The 18,841-nt window shown below is 37.6% G+C and carries 23 protein-coding genes; 3 read left to right on the top strand and 20 right to left on the bottom strand.

Going from position 1 to position 18,841, the window contains the following annotated elements:
- Nucleotides 1–30 precede the first annotated feature (30 nt).
- Entirely contained in the window at nt 31–993 is a 963-nt protein-coding gene (locus D017_RS05635) for a hypothetical protein (protein ID WP_035335176.1), read from the bottom strand.
- A 197-nt stretch (nt 994–1,190) separates the two neighbouring features.
- Entirely contained in the window at nt 1,191–2,294 is a 1,104-nt protein-coding gene (dprA, locus tag D017_RS05630; protein WP_035335175.1) for a DNA-processing protein DprA, read from the bottom strand.
- Nucleotides 2,295–2,395: 101 nt separating this feature from the next.
- Between dprA and D017_RS05625 the strand changes: the two genes are divergently transcribed.
- Together D017_RS05625 and D017_RS05620 are read left to right on the top strand one after the other, a co-directional pair.
- Nucleotides 2,396–3,331 carry an SPOR domain-containing protein gene (locus D017_RS05625; protein WP_035335173.1) on the top strand — a complete coding sequence of 312 codons (936 nt, stop codon included), beginning with the start codon at nt 2,396–2,398 and terminating at the stop codon, nt 3,329–3,331.
- A 66-nt stretch (nt 3,332–3,397) separates the two neighbouring features.
- Nucleotides 3,398–3,907 (top strand): acyl-CoA thioesterase, encoded by a 510-nt coding sequence (locus tag D017_RS05620; protein WP_035335172.1) that lies wholly within the window; start codon nt 3,398–3,400, stop codon nt 3,905–3,907.
- Between the two features lie 46 nt (nt 3,908–3,953).
- Here the strand turns inward: D017_RS05620 and D017_RS05615 are convergent, their stop codons facing one another.
- The 16 genes from D017_RS05615 to atpB all read right to left on the bottom strand — a co-directional run bounded on the left by D017_RS05615 (nt 3,954) and on the right by atpB (nt 17,753).
- Entirely contained in the window at nt 3,954–4,139 is a 186-nt protein-coding gene (locus tag D017_RS05615) for a CsbD family protein (RefSeq protein WP_035335171.1), read from the bottom strand.
- A 112-nt stretch (nt 4,140–4,251) separates the two neighbouring features.
- On the bottom strand, nt 4,252–4,761 hold the full coding sequence (locus D017_RS05610; protein WP_035335170.1) for a hypothetical protein: 510 nt from the start codon (nt 4,759–4,761) through the stop codon (nt 4,252–4,254).
- Nucleotides 4,762–4,875: 114 nt separating this feature from the next.
- Nucleotides 4,876–6,108 carry a peptidoglycan DD-metalloendopeptidase family protein gene (locus tag D017_RS15510; RefSeq protein ID WP_035335169.1) on the bottom strand — a complete coding sequence of 411 codons (1,233 nt, stop codon included), beginning with the start codon at nt 6,106–6,108 and terminating at the stop codon, nt 4,876–4,878.
- On the bottom strand, nt 6,095–6,877 hold the full coding sequence (locus D017_RS05600; RefSeq protein ID WP_035335168.1) for a DUF4292 domain-containing protein: 783 nt from the start codon (nt 6,875–6,877) through the stop codon (nt 6,095–6,097). Before D017_RS05600 ends, D017_RS15510 begins: the two co-directional genes overlap by 14 nt.
- Nucleotides 6,877–8,259: a tetratricopeptide repeat protein gene (locus D017_RS05595; protein WP_035335166.1), complete on the bottom strand. Its 1,383-nt coding sequence runs from the start codon at nt 8,257–8,259 to the stop codon at nt 6,877–6,879. Before D017_RS05595 ends, D017_RS05600 begins: the two co-directional genes overlap by 1 nt.
- 9 nt (nt 8,260–8,268) lie before the next feature.
- A complete protein-coding gene (locus D017_RS05590) occupies nt 8,269–9,288 on the bottom strand; it encodes a sugar phosphate nucleotidyltransferase (RefSeq protein WP_035335165.1) in 1,020 nt (339 codons plus the stop codon).
- A gap of 39 nt (nt 9,289–9,327) precedes the next feature.
- A complete protein-coding gene (locus tag D017_RS05585) occupies nt 9,328–9,780 on the bottom strand; it encodes a hypothetical protein (protein ID WP_035335163.1) in 453 nt (150 codons plus the stop codon).
- 6 nt (nt 9,781–9,786) lie between these two features.
- Nucleotides 9,787–10,221, bottom strand: coding sequence for a dUTP diphosphatase (gene dut, locus D017_RS05580; RefSeq protein WP_035335161.1), 435 nt, complete (start codon nt 10,219–10,221; stop codon nt 9,787–9,789).
- Between the two features lie 55 nt (nt 10,222–10,276).
- Nucleotides 10,277–11,740, bottom strand: a complete 1,464-nt coding sequence (locus D017_RS05575; protein ID WP_035335159.1) for a polysaccharide biosynthesis C-terminal domain-containing protein — start codon at nt 11,738–11,740, stop codon at nt 10,277–10,279.
- 47 nt (nt 11,741–11,787) lie between these two features.
- On the bottom strand, nt 11,788–12,318 hold the full coding sequence (locus D017_RS05570; protein WP_035335157.1) for a hypothetical protein: 531 nt from the start codon (nt 12,316–12,318) through the stop codon (nt 11,788–11,790).
- A gap of 197 nt (nt 12,319–12,515) precedes the next feature.
- Nucleotides 12,516–13,379: an ATP synthase F1 subunit gamma gene (atpG, locus tag D017_RS05565; RefSeq protein ID WP_035326320.1), complete on the bottom strand. Its 864-nt coding sequence runs from the start codon at nt 13,377–13,379 to the stop codon at nt 12,516–12,518.
- A gap of 121 nt (nt 13,380–13,500) precedes the next feature.
- On the bottom strand, nt 13,501–15,078 hold the full coding sequence (atpA, locus tag D017_RS05560; RefSeq protein ID WP_035326318.1) for a F0F1 ATP synthase subunit alpha: 1,578 nt from the start codon (nt 15,076–15,078) through the stop codon (nt 13,501–13,503).
- 62 nt (nt 15,079–15,140) lie between these two features.
- A complete protein-coding gene (gene atpH, locus D017_RS05555; protein WP_035335154.1) occupies nt 15,141–15,677 on the bottom strand; it encodes an ATP synthase F1 subunit delta in 537 nt (178 codons plus the stop codon).
- A gap of 22 nt (nt 15,678–15,699) precedes the next feature.
- The gene (locus D017_RS05550) at nt 15,700–16,200 is read right to left on the bottom strand and encodes a F0F1 ATP synthase subunit B (RefSeq protein ID WP_035335153.1); all 501 of its coding nucleotides are present in this window, start codon (nt 16,198–16,200) and stop codon (nt 15,700–15,702) included.
- Nucleotides 16,201–16,297: 97 nt separating this feature from the next.
- Complete coding sequence (gene atpE / locus D017_RS05545) at nt 16,298–16,522, bottom strand: ATP synthase F0 subunit C (protein WP_275450825.1); 225 nt, start codon at nt 16,520–16,522, stop codon at nt 16,298–16,300.
- A gap of 40 nt (nt 16,523–16,562) precedes the next feature.
- Nucleotides 16,563–17,753: a F0F1 ATP synthase subunit A gene (gene atpB, locus D017_RS05540; protein WP_035335150.1), complete on the bottom strand. Its 1,191-nt coding sequence runs from the start codon at nt 17,751–17,753 to the stop codon at nt 16,563–16,565.
- Nucleotides 17,754–17,894: 141 nt separating this feature from the next.
- Here atpB and D017_RS15505 point away from each other — a divergent pair, with 141 nt between their 5' ends.
- Nucleotides 17,895–18,035: a hypothetical protein gene (locus D017_RS15505; protein ID WP_160164962.1), complete on the top strand. Its 141-nt coding sequence runs from the start codon at nt 17,895–17,897 to the stop codon at nt 18,033–18,035.
- 205 nt (nt 18,036–18,240) lie between these two features.
- Here D017_RS15505 and D017_RS05530 read toward each other — a convergent pair whose 3' ends face one another.
- Both D017_RS05530 and D017_RS05525 read right to left on the bottom strand, forming a co-directional pair.
- Nucleotides 18,241–18,456: an AtpZ/AtpI family protein gene (locus D017_RS05530; RefSeq protein ID WP_035335148.1), complete on the bottom strand. Its 216-nt coding sequence runs from the start codon at nt 18,454–18,456 to the stop codon at nt 18,241–18,243.
- Entirely contained in the window at nt 18,425–18,829 is a 405-nt protein-coding gene (locus D017_RS05525) for a polymer-forming cytoskeletal protein (protein ID WP_035335147.1), read from the bottom strand. Before D017_RS05525 ends, D017_RS05530 begins: the two co-directional genes overlap by 32 nt.
- Nucleotides 18,830–18,841 lie beyond the last annotated feature (12 nt).

Raw genomic sequence — 18,841 nt, 5'->3', positions numbered from 1 at the left:
ACTACACTGCTATGGTTAGTGCAGTGATTGTTACTTTTTAAGCGCTGCTGCTTTCTTTTCGGTAAGCGCTTTTATTTCTGCTTTAATGTCTGCCGTTTTCTTACGAAGTTTCGGAGCATTTTTACTCTTTCCATCTGTTGCTGTTCTAAACTGGATATAACCTCTACCTCTAAACTGGTAAGTAGTTCCTGTATTTACTTGAAACAGCTCTATCGTTTCATCATCAATAACGGTAAGGTCAAAGAACTCATTGTCTGGAAAATTATAATCTAATGTTAAAGTCTTTAAGTAGAAATCTCCAGGCACATCATTTACATCATAGATTCCATCATAGTCCCAAAAGATATTATTTGTAGATGTTCCGTTTCCATCTTCAGAGCTTCTAAAGTTTCCAGACTGTCCCGCAGGTAAAAACTGTAAGAAATTCTCATTATCAAAAGGATTTATTTCTCCTTCTTCACTGGTGTATATTTTCTCCCAAGCTTCAAATTCCTGTAAGAAGTAATGGATGTTGTTATAAAAAACCAAGTCATAATCAAAAGTGCTTCTCTGGTATCCTACTAGAATATAAACTGCTCCAGTTGATGGGTGAAATAACTCTATCTCATTGCTAGATAATACACGAACATCAAAGGAATAATCACCATCTAGATCATGGTATGCATCTAGCTCATAGTCAAAGGTGTCATATGCTCCTACATCAATACCAAATCCTCCACCGTTCTGACCTAGACCAGATAAGTTATTGTTTGCAAAGATGGTTCCATTTCTAAAGGATACTGTAAATGCCTTTTGTAAAAACGGCACGGTAAGGTTACCGGAAGAGGCATCAATATCTACATAAAATATTTCATACTGACTTAACACTTGGTTAAGTGAAGGTCCATTATTTACTTCAACATAAGGATCTACTACTACGATCTCTTCTGTATAACAAGAAGTAAACAACACGGCGACGAGCGCTACTGCAAAAAAATGTTTGATCGTTTTCATACTGTTTGTTTTTTGATTCCCTTAACAGTATTCAAACGGCGTGCCAAAAATATAAACAACTAACTATTAGGTCATTGTGTTTTAATTTCGCTTTCGCGAAAATGTTCTCAACCTCTTATAAGTGCATTATCTATAAAGTACACACTTACGATGAGAGTAACTAACTCATAACCAAACCTCTTAAAATATTTCAAAGATTAAGTCAACTCAAACAACTTCCCTGGCAATGGTCTTACCACTCCTTTAAGTTCCATTTGCAATAATATACTCGCGATTTTAAAAGTGGGTAGCTTGCAGTTGAGAGCAATAATATCCATAAGCTCTTTTCCATTCTCGTTAAGGAATCGCCACACGACCTTTTCTTCTTCTGTGAGTTCTACAAAAAGTTGTTTTTGAACGGCTGGCTGCTGTTTTTCTTCTAGTTTCCAGTTGAGAATATACACAAGGTCGGCTGCGCTTGTCATGAGATTTGCTCGTTGTTGTTTGATGAGATTATTACACCCTAAACTTTGCTTATCGTCTGCTCGACCTGGTACCGCAAATACATCGCGATTGTAGCCATTTGCAAAATCTGCAGTGACAAGAGAACCTCCTTTCTCGGCAGATTCAATCACAATAGTCGCTTCAGAGAGGCCTGCTATAATCCGGTTGCGCTGCAAGAAGTTAGTATGCACAAAACTACTACGACTCCAGAAATCTGTAACAAAACCTCCGTTTGCCTCTACTCCGCTCATATACTTGCTGTGTACTTTAGGATACACTTGATTAAGGCCGTGAGCAAGTACGCCTATGTTTTGTAAACCGTGGTCAATACACGCTTTATGAGCTGTAATATCTACTCCATAAGCAAATCCCGAAATAATAAGTGGATTGAGCGGAGCTATCTCTTTTATGAACTTTTTTAAGAAATGCTCACCATAAGTAGTGATTTTACGAGTTCCCACAATACTTATGACTCGCGGATTATTCCAGTTAATATTCCCTCGAGAAAAGAGAACAACTGGTCCGTCTATACAATATTTCAACCGCTGTGGATAGTCTGGGTCTGTGTAGGTAGTTGGCTTAATATCATTAGACTGAATGAAAGAAAGTTCTTCTTTCGCGAAAGCGTAATACTTCTCCTCACCGAAGGCACTAAGTTTATGATTTCCTATCCCATCTATTTTGAGAAGCGTGGTTTTGGACTGTTTTAGTACCTCCTCTGCACTCCCAAATTGTTGTATTAATTTCTTGATGGTACCATCACCTAGATTAGGAGTATGTTGTAATGTAAGCAAGGAAAGTAATTCTTTTTCGGACATTAACTGTTGATTTTAAGACATCTAAGTAACAACTATTATATCTGTTAATAAAATAAATCACTAAATCTTGGAGGGTTATGCATTTTGATTAATTTTGAATTATGCAGTTAGATCAGTACATAAGCGATTTATTATATAGATATGAATGTGTGATATTACCTGGTTTTGGGGCTTTTTTGACTCAGATCCAGAGTGCACAGATTCACTCAACAACCCATGCCTTCTACCCGCCCAAGAAGAAACTTTCTTTTAACGCGCAACTTACAGATAGCGATGGATTGCTAGCAAATTATATTTCTAAAACTGAGATGATCCCTCATGAGGAAGCGAGTACTCGTATTAAAACATACGTTCGTTTTCTATTTGACAGTCTTCATAAGGGAGAAGCACAAACACTATCAAACATAGGTACTCTTTCTCTAGACACAGAAAGCAGGTTACAGTTTGAGCCATCATACCACCTTAATTATCTTACAGATTCTTTTGGTCTTTCTTCATTTACCTCTCCAGAGATTTTAAGAGAAGTATACAAAGAAGAAGTTACTGCTCTAGAAAGCACAACTCCTATAGCTTTTACTCCAGAACGCAAGGCAACGAGCTCGTGGATGAAGTATGCAGCTGCGGCTGTAATCGCTTTTGGACTTATAGGCGCTGTAGGATTTAACTATGTAAAAGATGTAGAGCAGCATAACTATGTGTCTCATCAAGAGGCAAAAGAGCAACTTGAAGATAAAATTCAAGAAGCTACTTTTGAGATACCTAATCCGCTACCAGCGATTAAGCTATCACTTACAAAGCCTGTAGGGAGCTATCACATTGTTGCAGGAGCTTTCCGTATGGAAGAAAATGCACAAACACGTGTGGACCAACTTACAGAACAAGGTTTTAAGGCTCGCAAGATAGGAACTAATAAATATGGCCTTCATCAAGTAGTGTATGGAAGCTATACAGACTCACAAGAAGCACTAGCTGCATTAAAATCAATACGCAGTACAGATAACAAAGAAGCATGGCTTCTTGTACAAGAAATGAATTAATCCTTTTCACATTTTCATTTTTAACCTTTCGAGTTTGACGTACCTTTGCGCCAAAATTGAAATGTAATGGAAGCACGTACGCCTACTGATTCAAAAACTATACTAACAGACTTAGTACTACCTAGTGAGACTAACCCTTTGGGTAATCTCTTTGGAGGTGAGTTACTCGCTCGTATGGATAGAGCTGCAAGTATTGCTGCAAGACGACACTCTCGTCGTATTGTAGTAACTGCATCTGTAAACCACGTAGCCTTTAACCGCATGGTTCCTCTAGGAAGTGTAGTAACTGTAGAAGCAAAGATTTCTCGCGCTTTTAGAACCTCTATGGAGATAGTAATTGATGTGTGGATAGAAGACCGTGAAAGCGGCTTAAAATCGCAGGCTAATGAAGCAATTTATACCTTTGTTGCCGTAGATGAGCAAGGAATCCCAGTTCTAGTACCACAGGTAACTCCAGAGTCTGATCTTGAGAAGAAACGATATGACGCCGCACTGCGACGTAAGCAACTATCTCTTGTGCTCGCTGGTAAGATGAAACCAGAAGACGCAACAGAGCTTAAAGCTTTATTTATATAACGCAAAAAAGCCTCCAATTCGAGGCTTTTTTTTATGCTTGTGGTGTTTACCACTTCTCTACTTCTTCTTTAATAGCTTCTTTGGTTTTTCCAGTTTTTTCTTGGATACGACCTACAACTTCATCAAATTTTCCATCTGCAAATGTCTCGTCGTCGTCAAAGTGCTTTCCGTATTTCTGTTTAAACTCTCCTTTTACTTGATTCCACTTTCCTTCTAGTTCTGTGCTGTTCATAATCTTCTCTTTTTAAATTTACCACTAAATTACTTTTAATGAGCGCTTTATTGTAATAAGAGAGTATTAAAAAGTGTTATGGTTGTGCTAAAGTTTGCAAGCCTAGTAAACACTAAAATTTAATCCCTGTTCTTAATCTCATAGGGTGTGATAGCTCGTAGCTTACTGCAGGCGCAGCACTATTTTGATATACGGGTGCCACAAACTGAATACCTGCATCCCACTCTGGTGTAAATTGCACATCAACTCCCATGGTAGGAGAAAGTTCTGTAAACAACGCCCCATTAGTATTAGGTCCTCTCACCACTTGTCCTTGTACGCCCAGGTATGCACTTATACCCTTTGTGGCTTGATATCTAAAAATAAGAGGAAACTCAAGCACCTCGTCATTACCTACACGTGACCTTGATATCCCACCTTGCAAGCTAGACTTATAACCTAAAGATGTACCCACAAGTAGCGTGCGTGTTTGATCATAAAATTCTTTATTGGGTTCTCCTACATTACTAGGTAGCGCACCTATCGAGTTTAGAGAAAAACGAGGTTCTGCCGTGGTTGTAGTGTTTTGAGCACTAATAATTGAAGCGAATAAAATTAAGAGTAAGAGGCTAAGATGTTTCATAGCCTTAAATTTAAAACTTATACAACACGCTTATGTTAAGCTTATTACAAAAAACATAAATGAAGTGCCAAATGATATTTAGAAGTACGCTTTCGCGAAAGCGCAAAAAGAACATTACATATTAAGTACCCAGTCTGCTGGATTGAGTTTTGAAGTGTTTTTACGTACCGAAAATTTAAGAATACTCTTACCGCTAAAGGCATTGCGCGTTACTTGTCCTATCTCTTGCTTAAAGGAAACTTGGTCGCCCTGCTTCACCTTGATACTCTTAAGATTTGTATAGACAGTAAGATAATCTCCATGACGTATAAAAACTGTAATGGCACCTCCTTGCATATCCTGTATTTGAGTAACCTCTCCGGCAAACACGGCTCTCACTGCTGCGTCTGGTGCTGTCTCAATATCTACACCGCTATTAGTAAGTGTGATTCCAGGTAGCGTAGGGTGTGCAGATTTACCAAAGCGACGAGTGACTCTACCTCGCACTACTGGCCATATTAATCTTCCTTTGTTTCCAGAAAACTCTTTAGCTAGTGCAACCTCTGCAGGAGTCATAGCAAATGTCTTACTGCTAGCCGACTTTCCTGCCTTTTTATTACTTGCTGCAATAGCATCTGCAATGAGTTTATCTATTTGTCTATCTATGCGATCTGCCTCTCGTTGTTTAGTTTTAATCTGGGCAATGTAACTACTTGATTTTTTTCTAATCTCTTTTACAAGCTCATCTTGACGTTCTTTCTCTTTATCAAGCTCTCGTCTAGCTATACGATTCTCTGCAATAAGGGCTTCCTTATCACCTTTTTGTTTTACTAGCTTCTTATTTGTTTCTTGAATAAGTGTGGTGCGCTCCTTAATTTGCAAGCCTTGTTTCTTGCGGTAATTTGCATACTGCTTCATGTATTGCGTACGCTTATATGCTTGTTTGAAGCTCTCACTAGATAAGAGGAACATAATCTTACTCTGACCACTCTTGCTTTTATAAGACTTACGTATCATATCACTATAGTCTTCTTTGAGAATAGCAAGTTCCTTGCGTAGATTTTCCATTTTCTCGAGGTTCTCATTAATCTCACGAGTGAGCAAGTTGGCCTGACTGTTAGTTATTTTAATAAGGTCTGATCGCAGTCTAATTTTTGTATCTAGATCTTCTACTTGTGTGAGGATAGATATTTCTTTCTTCTTATTTGTTTCGCGCAAGCGTTGCAATTGCTGCATTTCCTTTTTAAGAGCCTCTCTGCGTTGTTCTAGCTGTCTTTGCTTTGCACTCTGCCCAAAGGCTGCTTGAGACATAAACAACGTCAAGAAACAGCTTACAATAAAGGTGTATGCTAACTTACTTTTTTGCATTGAGCTTGATTTCTTGGTAACCAGAAGGAATAGAGAATGGCATGCGTACTTCTCCGTTTAAATCAATATCGCGATACTCAATTTGAACCTGTGATTGATTCTTACCATCATCTGCGAGGATATCTAGCAAGAAAGGAAAGATTTTATTTCCTACTTCTTTATAATCACCATATGCAATATCAAGTGATCCTCCATTATCCTTTTGCTCTATGCGTTGTTCTTGAGTAACAAAGTTTTGAGTATTAATCCCAAAAAATAAACTAACTTCATCAAGTTGCTTTCTTGGAGTAACCTCGTAGCCATTTTGAGTTTCTTTAAACGTATACTTCCCTTCTCTCAAGTCATACACAGTTTGCCCAGTAAGTAAACGCTGCAATTGGAAAAAGTCTATTTCTACACCGAGATACTGACTTAAAAATGCAAAGTCACCGTCAAAGTACTGATTGTTGAGCTTATCATAAAACTGCACCTTTTGTGGAGTTATTAAAGCACGAGCACCAGAAAAACCTATCAAGGATGCATTCATCCAGATTTGTTTATCCTTTTCAATACGGATAGTAAGAGTAACTGTAGGTTTAGTTCCTTTTTTATCCCTATACTTAATTTTTGTACGAGCGTCAAAAGTTGTAAAATCTATCGCATTATTATAATATTCCTTTACAAGGCGCTTAGAAGAAATATCTTCTACCGTCTCTGTGGTAGTAACTTTCTTTGCCCCTCCGCAACTTGCGAGCACTATTACTAATAATATGTAGCCTAGCTTCTTCATTAATTTCCTTGTGCTTTAAGTTCTTTTACCTTACTGTAATAACGAGCTGCCTTTACAGCATCACCATCACCAGTATGTGCATCACCTAGTTGCTTGTAAAAGTCCATCTCCATCAACAAATCTTCAATAATATAGTCTACACCAAGTTCCAACTGATTAATAGCAGCTTTGAACTTACCCTGTTTATTTAATGCCACGCCATAAGTAAGATACAATAACGGCTGCGATGGGTATAAATCAAGACCGTCTGCCACTACATCTTCTACTTTTTCAAAATCACCTGCATCTAGCAATAATAAACTTGTATTTTTTATAAGCTCGAGATTTTCTGGCTCACTATCTAACGCTTTAGTAAGGTATGGTAAGGCCTTAGCTTTATTTCCTTTTTGGATATAATATGTAGCTAGTTCTTGATAAATATTTGCATCTGCTACTTGGGTGTCAAAAATTGCAATAGCTCGCTCAAGCGCTGGCTCGTACTTGGGATTTCTATTTACAAAGAGTACAAAATCATTAAGCACGCGATGCTTCGCTGGCGGACTCATTCGAGTGCTCTCAAGTACCTTTTGCATAGAGCTAATTGCGTCATCAATCTTCCCATCATTAAGGTTAAACTTGTATAAAGCTAGGTGGACCTCGTCTGCATATGGGTTTACCTTTTGCAGCTCAAGTGCTGTTTCGTATGCCTTTTGCGTGTCGCCTTGCTCACTATACAGTAATATAAGTTTGAGATACTCTGCCTCGCTCTTTGGATTTGATGCAATGTTTTTTTCTATCTCCTTTACCTGTCTATTCGTATTACCAGAAAGTCTGTATAATTTACTTTTCAAGCGATCTCGATATATATCACCACCTATCTCATTATCGAGCTCTTCTATGAGGTCAAGTGCTTCTTCGTATCGCTTTGTGCTAGTATAAATACGCGCAAGATCTTCCTTGTACTGCACATCAAAACCTATAAGTTTTTTTACTGTGGAGGCAGCAGACTCATAGTCCTGCTGCTGAAAGTAGACCTCATATAGCGCCTCTAAAACATCTACATCATTAGGTTTAATATCTAAGTACGTATTAAAATCTGAAGCAGCTTCATCATAGTTTTTGAGAAAGACTTGGTTTTTACCTCTTTCAAAAAACAATATGGCAAGTTCAGGTTCTAGAGCGATACACTTATTTAGTGAGGTAATGGCGCGTTCATAATTTTCAATCCCCTTTTGCTTAAGAGCTTCAAAAAAAGCGGTTTGAAAAGCATCTGACACATCACCTAAGTCATCTACATTCTCATCTGCAAAAGGTGTTATCTCTTGCGGTTGCTGTGCGTTCATACGCTTTCGCGAAAGCGTAAAAAACACCGTTAATATGAGTATGTAAATTCCTTTATTCATCACTTTAGATTATTTCATCACTGTGTAGTCTCCAAGACTTACACGTGTGTGCTCCCCGTTATACTGTACTTTGTTACCTATCATGGCTTCTGTCCACTGTGCGTTTTTAATAACACTATCCTTTTGGATTAAGCTATGGCTTATGGTACTATCTTCAATAGTTGTGCCAGCTCCAATCGCAACACCTGGACCTATGGTACAATTTTTAAGAACTACGTTTTTACCTATAAAACAAGGCTCAATAATCGTTGAGTTCTCATTTACAACAGAGTCTGCTATGAGTTGCTCTTCCTTCTCATCGTGTAAGAACTGTAACATCTTAGAATTAGTATCTATGGCAACCTCTTTATTACCACAATCCATCCACTCATCTACGGTTCCAGTTTTGAAAATACGACCTTCTGCCATCATTTTCTTTATACCATCGTTAATCTGGTATTCACCTCCATTCATTAGATTTTCATCTAGCACTTCTTGAAGCTTCTCTTTAAGAACGGCTACATCCTTAAAATAATATATACCTATGACAGCTTGATCAGATACAAATGATTCTGGCTTCTCTACAAGCTCTACAATCTCATCCTTCTCATTAAGTTTTACAACTCCGTAAGCTTCTGGATTAGGCACTTTCTTAGTCCAGATTACACTATCTGCCTTTGGATCTAGCTCCAGATCTGCACGTATTAGTGCATCTGCATATGCGATTACTGCTGGACCACTTAAAGAAGGCTCTGCACTCATAATAGCGTGACCAGTTCCTAATGGCGCTCCCTGACGATAAATAGATGCTTTTGCACCAAGGCTTTGTGCAAGTTCCTCAAGTTGTGCAATTACAGCATCCCCAAAAAATGTAGGATCACCAAGTATAAAAGCAATCTCGTCTACTGGTTGCTTTAAAATTTTTGCAATATCACGCACTAAACGATGCACAATAGGTGCTCCTGCAACAGGAATTAGTGGTTTAGGTATTGTTAAACTATGTGGTCTTAATCTCGAGCCGAGTCCGGCCATTGGTACTATTATCTTCATCTTTTATAAATCTTTATTTATTCCATTTATATGGATTACTTAGTTTTTATTCTCTAAGTCTAAATTGTACAATCTGGTTAGTTCTTCAAGTTCTGACTCAAATTCATCCCCATTATATTTAAATGAATGTATACGCCATTCATTCTTAGGCTTGTAAAACTCAAAGGTGAATCTTACAGGTTGCCTATCATATCTTACTAAATATGTATAAATCACATATTTATCCGAAAATTCTTTCTTAGTTATTAAATCTCGACCGTGCAGTTTACCAATGTATTCCTCGGTGAGGTCACTCATTTTATTCTTTAAGTTAATTATTGCGTCAGTTTGAGTATTTATCCAAGGATTACTTGCATAAATATTGTCAATGGCTTGAACCACACCTTTAGACTGATAGTCACTAAAAAAATCCTCAATAATTTGCTCAGGATTAGACTGTGCATTAAGGCTAAATGATATTAATATTATAAATAAAGTTATAAATTTCTTCATAGTTATCTATTTTACACCAGTACTCCCAAAACCGCCTTCACCACGATCTGTGGTTGAAAGTTCTGTTACTTCTTCCCATTGTCCTTGCTCATGTTTTGCAATTACCATCTGTGCTATGCGTTCACCATTTTCAATAGTAAACGGTTCATTAGATAGATTCACAAGGATTACTCCCACTTCCCCTCTATAATCTGCATCTATGGTTCCTGGAGCGTTGAGTACGGTGACTCCTTTTTTGGCAGCTAGTCCGCTACGTGGTCTTACTTGCGCCTCAACACCTATAGGAAGTTCCATAAATATCCCGGTAGGAACGATGGCTCTTTCTAATGATCCTATCGTGATTGACTCTGTGATATTTGCACGTAAATCCATTCCTGCACTAGCAATGGTTTCATAGTGAGGAAGTGCGTGTGCACTTTTATTAATGACTTTAATCTTCATTATAATCTATTTCAATTCCGCAGCTGCGGTGTTTTTATTAAACTAAGAGTTGACTTTATTTTCTTTTTAACAATCTTAATAAAAGCTCTTTTTCGCGAAAGCTAATAAAGCCTATTAGCACTACAATCATACCGACTCCTACAAGATACAATGGTAAGCTCCCAACACCAAAATAATCTCTAAAACCATAGAAGAAAAGACAAGAAAATGCAATACTCATGACTAGATACAAAAGTATATTTTTTACATCATAAGGAACTGCCAAATGTTTACGTCCCATGAGATAAGATACGACCATCATTAATCCATAAGCACTACAGGTAGCAATGGCACTGGCGAGATATCCTATTTTTGGGATGAGTAAGACATTTATCACTATGGTAAGTAATGCCCCTGCAACTGAAATATAAGCGCCATATCTAGTTTTATCTGTCACTTTATACCAAACGGACAGCGTTTGATAAATTCCAAAAAACAGGTATGCTACGAGAATAAGTGGCACGATGTACATGCCTTCCCAGTACTCTTCTCCATCGAGTAACATTACTTTTACAACGTCTACGAGGACCACATAAGCAAATAATGCAATAGAGCCTAAGACTACAAATGCCTTTGTAATCTGAGCATACATGACTTGTGCATTTTCATTTTTTGCTTCGCTAAAAAAGAAAGGTTCAATCCCAATTCTAAATGCAGTAGCAAACAGTGTCATACCAATCGATAATTTATAGCAGGCGCCATAAATAGCCACTTCCCCTTTGGCGATGTCTTCTGGTAGTAACTTTTCTAATAGAATCTTGTCAAAAGATTCATTAATTGTAAAAGCTAAACCTGCCAGTAATACAGGCGCTCCATAGGTAAGCATCTTTTTCCACAAGTCTGCATCAAAAGACCACTTTACAAAATATGGCTTGATCACAATTAAAAAAGTGAGAATACTTGGTAAACAAAATGCTATGAAAACGAGCTCTATCTTGTCTGAGGGTAACCAAGTAGCAACCCCATCTAAACCAGGTAGCCATACTAAAAGAAGTACAGAGAGTCCTGTTGAGATAACAACATTGAGCAATTTTATAAGTGCATATGTTCCAGACTTCTTTTGCGCTCTCATGTATGCAAAAGGGATCACGGTGAGTGTATCAAATGCAATAATGAGGATAACCCATCGCCAGTATGTAACGGGAACGTCGGATATTTGAGATAGCGTGTCAATACCCAAAAATGCTATAATTGTGAATGCAACAGTAGAGACCAGTAAGGCTATGAGCGATGTAGATAGCGTCTTAGCACTATACTTATCATCATTAAAAAATCTAAAAAAAGCGGTTTCCATTCCGTACGTCAGAAGCACGTTGAATATCATCACATAAGAAAATACGATTGTCACTTCTCCAAAGGCCTCCTTATCTGGTAAATATCCGGTATAGAGACGTGTGAGTAAAGCCGTAAGCACGCGCGGTAATACCGTCGCTAGACCATACACAAAGGTGTGTTTGAAAAGGCTTTTAAGAGAACTCAAATAATTTTGTATTTAAGTAGCCAAAAGTACAGAAATTATACTAGCAACTAGTTACGACCACCACGTGGTTTCTGACTAGGGTAGGCTTTAGTTTCTTTCTTTATAACGTTTGTGATTTTAGCGTATTTAAGCACTCCGTTATCGCGATACGTTATACCAGCTTCAGATGGTGATAATTTAAATGGAAATACGTCATTTTGAACAGGAGGAGTATTTACCGCCTCATCTTCTATGTTATCAGACATCACTAGATCTTGATTGCGACCTTGGTCCGTTCTAAAACGAGCAACATAATTATCACTACCACGCATAAATTTTCCAACGCTTTCGCGAAAATAAACATTCTCTAATACCACATCTGCTTCTAATGCTTCTATATCTAAATAAAACTCTACTCCCGAGCCTGCTTGAGCCATACCGGCCACATACGTATTATAATATGCTGGACTTGATGCAAAGGATGGTTGAGATAGTACCATAGTTTCTTGAGCTTCTGACACAGCGCTAGACTTACATTGGGTTAATAATAAAGAGGAAAAACCTATACTTAAAAGCGCTAGTAGTTTGTACATTTTCATAATTGGTTGTTTTGGGTTAATATTCAAAACCCTTGCCATAAAGATAGTAAAGATTATTATTAAGAAAATTAAATAAATCCTTATGCATAACTATTAAGTAATATGCGTGTTCCCTCAGTAAATATGCAATAAAAAACCCAACCGTTTCCGATTGGGGTTTACTCTATAAGTTATAATAGTGATATTTTAAATCAATACTAGTTATTTAAAGCTTCTGCACCACCTACAATCTCGAGTATCTCATTTGTAATAGCCGCTTGACGTGCTTTGTTATATTGCAACTTAAGTGCATCTCTAAGCTCTGTTGCGTTATCTGTTGCTTTGTGCATCGCAGTCATACGTGCACCGTGTTCTGATGCTACAGAGTCTCTTATACCTTTAAAAAGCTGTGTCTTTAATGCTTTAGGAATTAATCCTTCTACAATCTCTTCTTTAGACGGCTCAAAGATATAATCTGCAGTGGCAGTTGTTTCTTCTTGTACGGTTGCTACGATAGGTAGAAACTGCTCAGGAGTAACAATTTGCGTTGCTGCATTTTTAAACTTGTTGTAAATGATGTCTATACGGTCATATTCACCAGCTTCAAAACGAGCCATTAAATCTTCTGCAATAGCTGATACGTTATCAAAAGTAAGATCATCGTAAATATCATTATTATTTTCGATTACCTTAAAAGTCTTACCAAGTATAGCATCTGCTTTTTTACCTAAGGTTACTAGGTGCACTTCTTTGCCAGCATACTTTGCAGCAACACGTGCATTTACACCTTTAATAATATTTGTATTAAAAGCTCCTGCAAGACCTCTGTTTGATGAAATAGCTACAATAAGTACCTTATTAATCTCACGATCTTCTGCGAGTTTGCTTCCAGAATCTCCTTCTAGCGTTGCACTTAAGTTCTGTAAAAGCTCAGTAAGCTTATCAGAATATGGGCGCATTGCTGTAATTGCATCTTGTGCTTTCTTCAACTTTGCAGCAGATACCATTTTCATAGCACTGGTAATCTGCATCGTAGAAGATACTGATGAAATTCTGTTTCTTATTTCCTTTAAGTTTGCCATCTTGTATAAATTCCCGTGTTTACAAGTAAGACTTGCTAGGCACGATTTGTCTTTAATTTTGACAAGTCTCCCGCTTGCGCGGGAGTTGTTGAATTATATTTTTCGCCAAAGCGAAATTCTACTAGTTATAGTTAGCAGATAGGTCTTTTGCTACTGCTACAAGTGTATCTGTAACTTCATCTGTAAGCTTTCCAGACTTAAGTGTATCAAGGATACCTCTGTGCTTTGCGTTTAAGAACTCGATATATTCTGCTTCAAATTCTTTAACTCTGTTTACAGGCACGTCACGTAATAAGTTTTTAGATCCTGCATAAATAATTGCAATCTGATCCTCTACTGTAAATGGCGTATTTTCTGCTTGCTTAAGTATCTCTACGTTACGCTTTCCTTTTTCGATTACGTTAAGGGTAGCAGCATCTAAATCTGATCCAAACTTTGCAAACGCTTCTAGTTCACGGAAAGCTGCTTGATCCAGCTTAAGTGTACCAGATACTTTCTTCATTGACTTAATCTGCGCGTTACCTCCTACACGTGATACCGAGATACCTACGTTAATAGCTGGACGTACACCAGAGTTAAATAAATCTCCATCTAAGAAGATTTGCCCGTCTGTAATAGAAATTACGTTTGTAGGGATATAAGCAGATACGTCACCTGCTTGTGTCTCAATAATAGGAAGTGCAGTAAGTGATCCTCCTCCTTTTACGATAGGCTTAAGACTATCTGGAAGATCATTCATTGTTTTTGCAATAGCATCATCATTAATCACCTTTGCAGCACGCTCAAGTAATCTAGAGTGTAAGAAGAATACATCTCCAGGGTATGCCTCACGTCCCGGTGGACGACGAAGAAGAAGTGATACCTCACGGTATGCAACTGCTTGCTTAGATAAATCATCATAAATGATTAATGCAGGACGACCTGTATCTCTAAAGTACTCTCCAATTGCAGCTCCAGCAAATGGTGCATATACTTGCATTGCTGCAGGATCTGATGCATTTGCCGCTACGATAGTTGTGTATGCCATTGCTCCAGCATCTTCTAGTACCTGTGCAATAAGTGCAACAGTAGAAGCTTTCTGTCCAATAGCTACATATATACAGTGTACTGGCTCACCAGCATCGTAAAATTCTTTTTGGTTAAGGATAGTGTCAATACAAACAGTAGACTTACCTGTCTGACGGTCACCAATTACAAGCTCACGCTGCCCTCTACCTACTGGTATCATAGCATCAATTGCCTTAATACCTGTTTGTAATGGCTCTGTTACTGGCTCACGAAAAACAACACCAGGCGCTTTACGCTCAAGTGGCATCTCATAAGTTTCTCCAGCGATAGGTCCCTTTCCATCAATAGGAAGACCTAACGTGTTTACCACACGTCCAGTAATACCCTCACCTACCTGGATAGATGCGATACGTTGTGTACGTTTTACGGTATCACCTTCTTTAATAGATGAAGAAGTACCTAAGAGTACAACCCCTACGTTATCTTCTTCAAGGTTAAGAACAATTGCCTCAAGACCGCTTTCAAACTCTACAAGCTCACCATATTGTGCGTTTGCAAGTCCGTAAATACGAGCGATACCATCACCCACAGTTAGTACTGTTCCTACTTCGTCAAGGGAAGCTGTTGCTTCAAAACCTGAAAGTTGTTTCTTTAAAATTGCCGAAACTTCTGCTGGTTTAACTTCTGCCATTTGATCTAAATTTATAAGTTCGCTTTCGCGAAATTTTTCTCACCTCACGATGAGCCGTTTATTTATAAACTGTTACTAAATTCTCTTTTTAATTTACTTAACTGGCTAGCGATACTAGCATTGTACTGCGTATCACCTACACGTAGCACAAAACCACCTATAATGCTCTCATCAATCACATTAGTTAAAGTAACATTCGTACTTCCAGTAAGCTCAGTCACTTTTGCTAGCACTTTAGTCTCTAGCTCTGGTGTTAACGCTATTGCTGTTGTTACCGTTGCAGCCTCTATCTTATTCGCTTTATTATATTCTGTAATAAAACTTTGTGCTACGCCTCCTAACAAGTCAGCTCTTTTATTATCAACAAGAACATCTATAAGACCAAGAGTCTCCTTTGTTCCATCTGTAAATACTTGTCTTAATACGGCACGCTTATCATCTGCCTTGATAATTGGGCTGTTAAGAGCATTGCGAAGACCTTTACTTTCCTCTAGCGTTGCTGTAACAGATTTCATATCATTTAAAACTGCCTCAATAGTACCATTATCTTTTGACAGATCTAGTACTGCTTTTGCATATCTTATTGCTGCTCTACTCATAGTGATGGCGGCTTAAATTCTATTAGTTTAAAGTTGCATTACCTAGCATCTCATCTACGAGTTCTAGTTGCTTTCCTTTATTTGTAAGTTCACTCTTAACAACCTTCTCTGCAATTTCTACAGAAAGTGCTGCAACTTGACCTTTAAGATCTGCGATAGCACTTTTGCGCTCTGCCTCAATTGCTGCTTGTGCTTGTGACACCATTTTATCTGCTTCCACCTTAGCCTCCGCCTTGGCATCATCAATCATTTTTGTCTTCATCTCACGAGCTTCTTTAAGCATAGACTCACGCTCAGCACGTGCTTCTTTTAAAAGCTTCTCGTTATCAGCTTGAAGGTTTTGCATATCTAGCTTTGCTTTTTTAGCAGCATCTAGAGCTCCTTGAATACCTTCTTCACGCTCGTTAAGAGCATTCATAATAGGCTTCCAAGCAAATTTTACCATCAAAAATATGATCAATAAAAAAAGGATTGTTTGTTTTACAAACAGGTCAAGTGAAAAATTCTCTAATAATTGTTCCATCTCAAAAGTGATTCTTTGTTCTTTTAATCTTTGTTTAATTAAATTCAACTCCTGCAACCAACCGTTGCAGGGAGTTGAATTTTAAGGTTGACTTGGATTACGATCCTAAGATAAGTGCTCCAAATGCAAGTCCTTCTAAAAGTGCAGCAACGATAATCATCGCAGTCTGGATCTTACCAGCAGCCTCAGGCTGACGAGCAATTCCTTCCATTGCAGCTCCACCAATCTTACCAAGACCGATACCACCTCCAATTACTACTAAACCAGCTCCCACTAAATTTGGGATCATTGGTGCTACTTCTTGTACTAATGCTAAAGACATAATAGTGTATATAAAAAATTAAACAAATAAAAATTCTTAATTAAGTGAAGTTCTTTCTAATAACTTCTGTATCCTCTATCGTTTCACCATGCTCATCATGCAACTCCTCGTCATGATGATCATCTGCTACAGCCATACCAATAAATAATGCTGATAGCGTAGTAAATATATAAGCCTGTAGAAATGCTACTAGCAATTCGATAAGCATAATAAATGCAGATAAGAATAATGATACTATTGTAGATCCCGCAACGCTAAGCGAATCTTGCAACAAGATTCCCACAGCAACAAGACTCATAACAACAGTATGCCCTGCCGTAATGTTTGCAAATAAACGAACTAACAATGAGAATGGCTTAATAACCAATGTACCTGCAAGCTCAATAACACCTAATAATGGTCTGAATACATAAGGTATACCTGGCATCCATAACATGTGACCCCAGAAGTGTTTGTTACCGCTAAATACATAAATCACTAATGTAATAACAGCCAGTGCTGCAGTTACTGCGATTTGACCCGTAACGTTAAAACCAAATGGCATTAATCCTACTAAGTTAAGTATCCAGATAAAAAAGAATACTGTAAGAAGGTATCCTGTAAATTTTCTGTAGCTCTCCCCAATGTTCGGTTTTGCTATTTCGTCTCTCACATAAATTACTAGAGGCTCAAGTACTCGTGCAAATCCAGTTGGAATATTTTTTTTCTTGTATTGTCTTGCTAATCCTGAGAACCAGATTAACATTAAAAGCCCTATTAGTATAATACCAAAAACGCTTTTTGTGATTGAAAGATCAAAAGGTTTTGAAGCATTTGTTGCGTGGTGATCTTCATCATAAGTAAGACTTGTTGCTCCTGGCTCAAGCTCGTAGATGCGACCGTGATTTTTCACAAAGCGGCTTTCACCTTTAGTTACGATTACCTGACCTTCATCATCATGATGAAACTCTGAAGACATAAAAGCAGTAAATCCGTTTTCTCCCCATAACATAACAGGAAGCGGGAAACCCCAGTGGTGCTCTACCCCATTATCATCAAAAGTTGAGAATAAATGGAAGTCGTGAGAATCCTTTAAGTGATGCTGTATGTAAGCCTTTACCTCCTCTTTAGTATTAACCGGATTTCCTTTTTCTCCAGTCTTTCCAGTATCCGCTTTCGCGAAAGCGTAAAAGGGAATACTAAGAACAAAAACTAATACTAAAAGTGTGATTGATTTTGATGCTACCTTCATTCTTAAATTTTCAATAAATAACGTAACCTTAAATTTTGTGCAAAAATACTCATTTTCTTGAAAATAAAATGCATTTCTTAATTATTTCAAAATTAATCCGCTCTGTTTAGCATTTTAACAACTATCATCACCTCATAAATTATGAAAATAGCAATAGGAATGAGTAATGATAATTTATCTGTTTTTGACAATTGTAAGCTTGTTGACAGTAATTCTCTAAAAATAACAAAGAAGAGCATCATTTTTAAGACAATAGACCCTAAGTATAAAAATCCTATTTGATCTTTAAATTCCTTTAAAAAATAAATGATCAACTCAAATGACAAAACGATAAAAAGTGATAATGATAGATGAAAGATATATACATCTCTCAAATTATAAGGAGGGGTATTGTCTATAGAGATCAATATATAATTATGTAAGCTGTAACTGATAAAAAAAGTAGCCACAGCGACAGCAACATAGAGGAGTATTTTTTTTATCACGACTACTTGTTAAGTTGTATAACCCCTTTGATTACAATATAAATAGAAAGAAAAACTGCAATTAATGTGATTGTTGTTTCCACCCACTCTGTTTCATATCTCACATCGAGCCATGTTCCTAGTAAATTACCTAAGTAGATGGTTGCTCCCATCTGAAAAGGTATGGTAGAAAATTTAACCCACCTATTAAGCTGAGCGCCCTTCTTTTCCTTTGCCATTAGACAGTGTTTTTACGCTTCCCTTCATAACGCATGATGCATTGAAGGTCGCCCCTGGCTCTACAGCTAGCTTACCTGTAATTACTTCGCCCTCAATATGAGCAGCTGTTTTTATAGAAAGAAGGTTCTTAATTTCTAGTTTACCTTCTATTTTCCCTTCTACATCTGCATCATTACAAATAAGGGTTCCTAGTACCACACCTGTTTTACCTATTACAATTTTATTAGGTGAGGTAATATTACCATGTATAACGCCATCAATACGAAAACCACCTTCTGAGGTGACATCACCTTTAAGCGTTGTACCCTGGCTTATGCGGTTCTGCTGGTTAGATAGATCAGGTCCTTTTCCTTTCTTATTGTCTGAAAACATGAGTAAAAATTA

The organism is Dokdonia sp. PRO95, from assembly GCF_000355805.1.
Lineage (GTDB): Bacteria > Bacteroidota > Bacteroidia > Flavobacteriales > Flavobacteriaceae > Dokdonia.
This window is presented reverse-complemented; position numbering and strand designations above follow the sequence as displayed.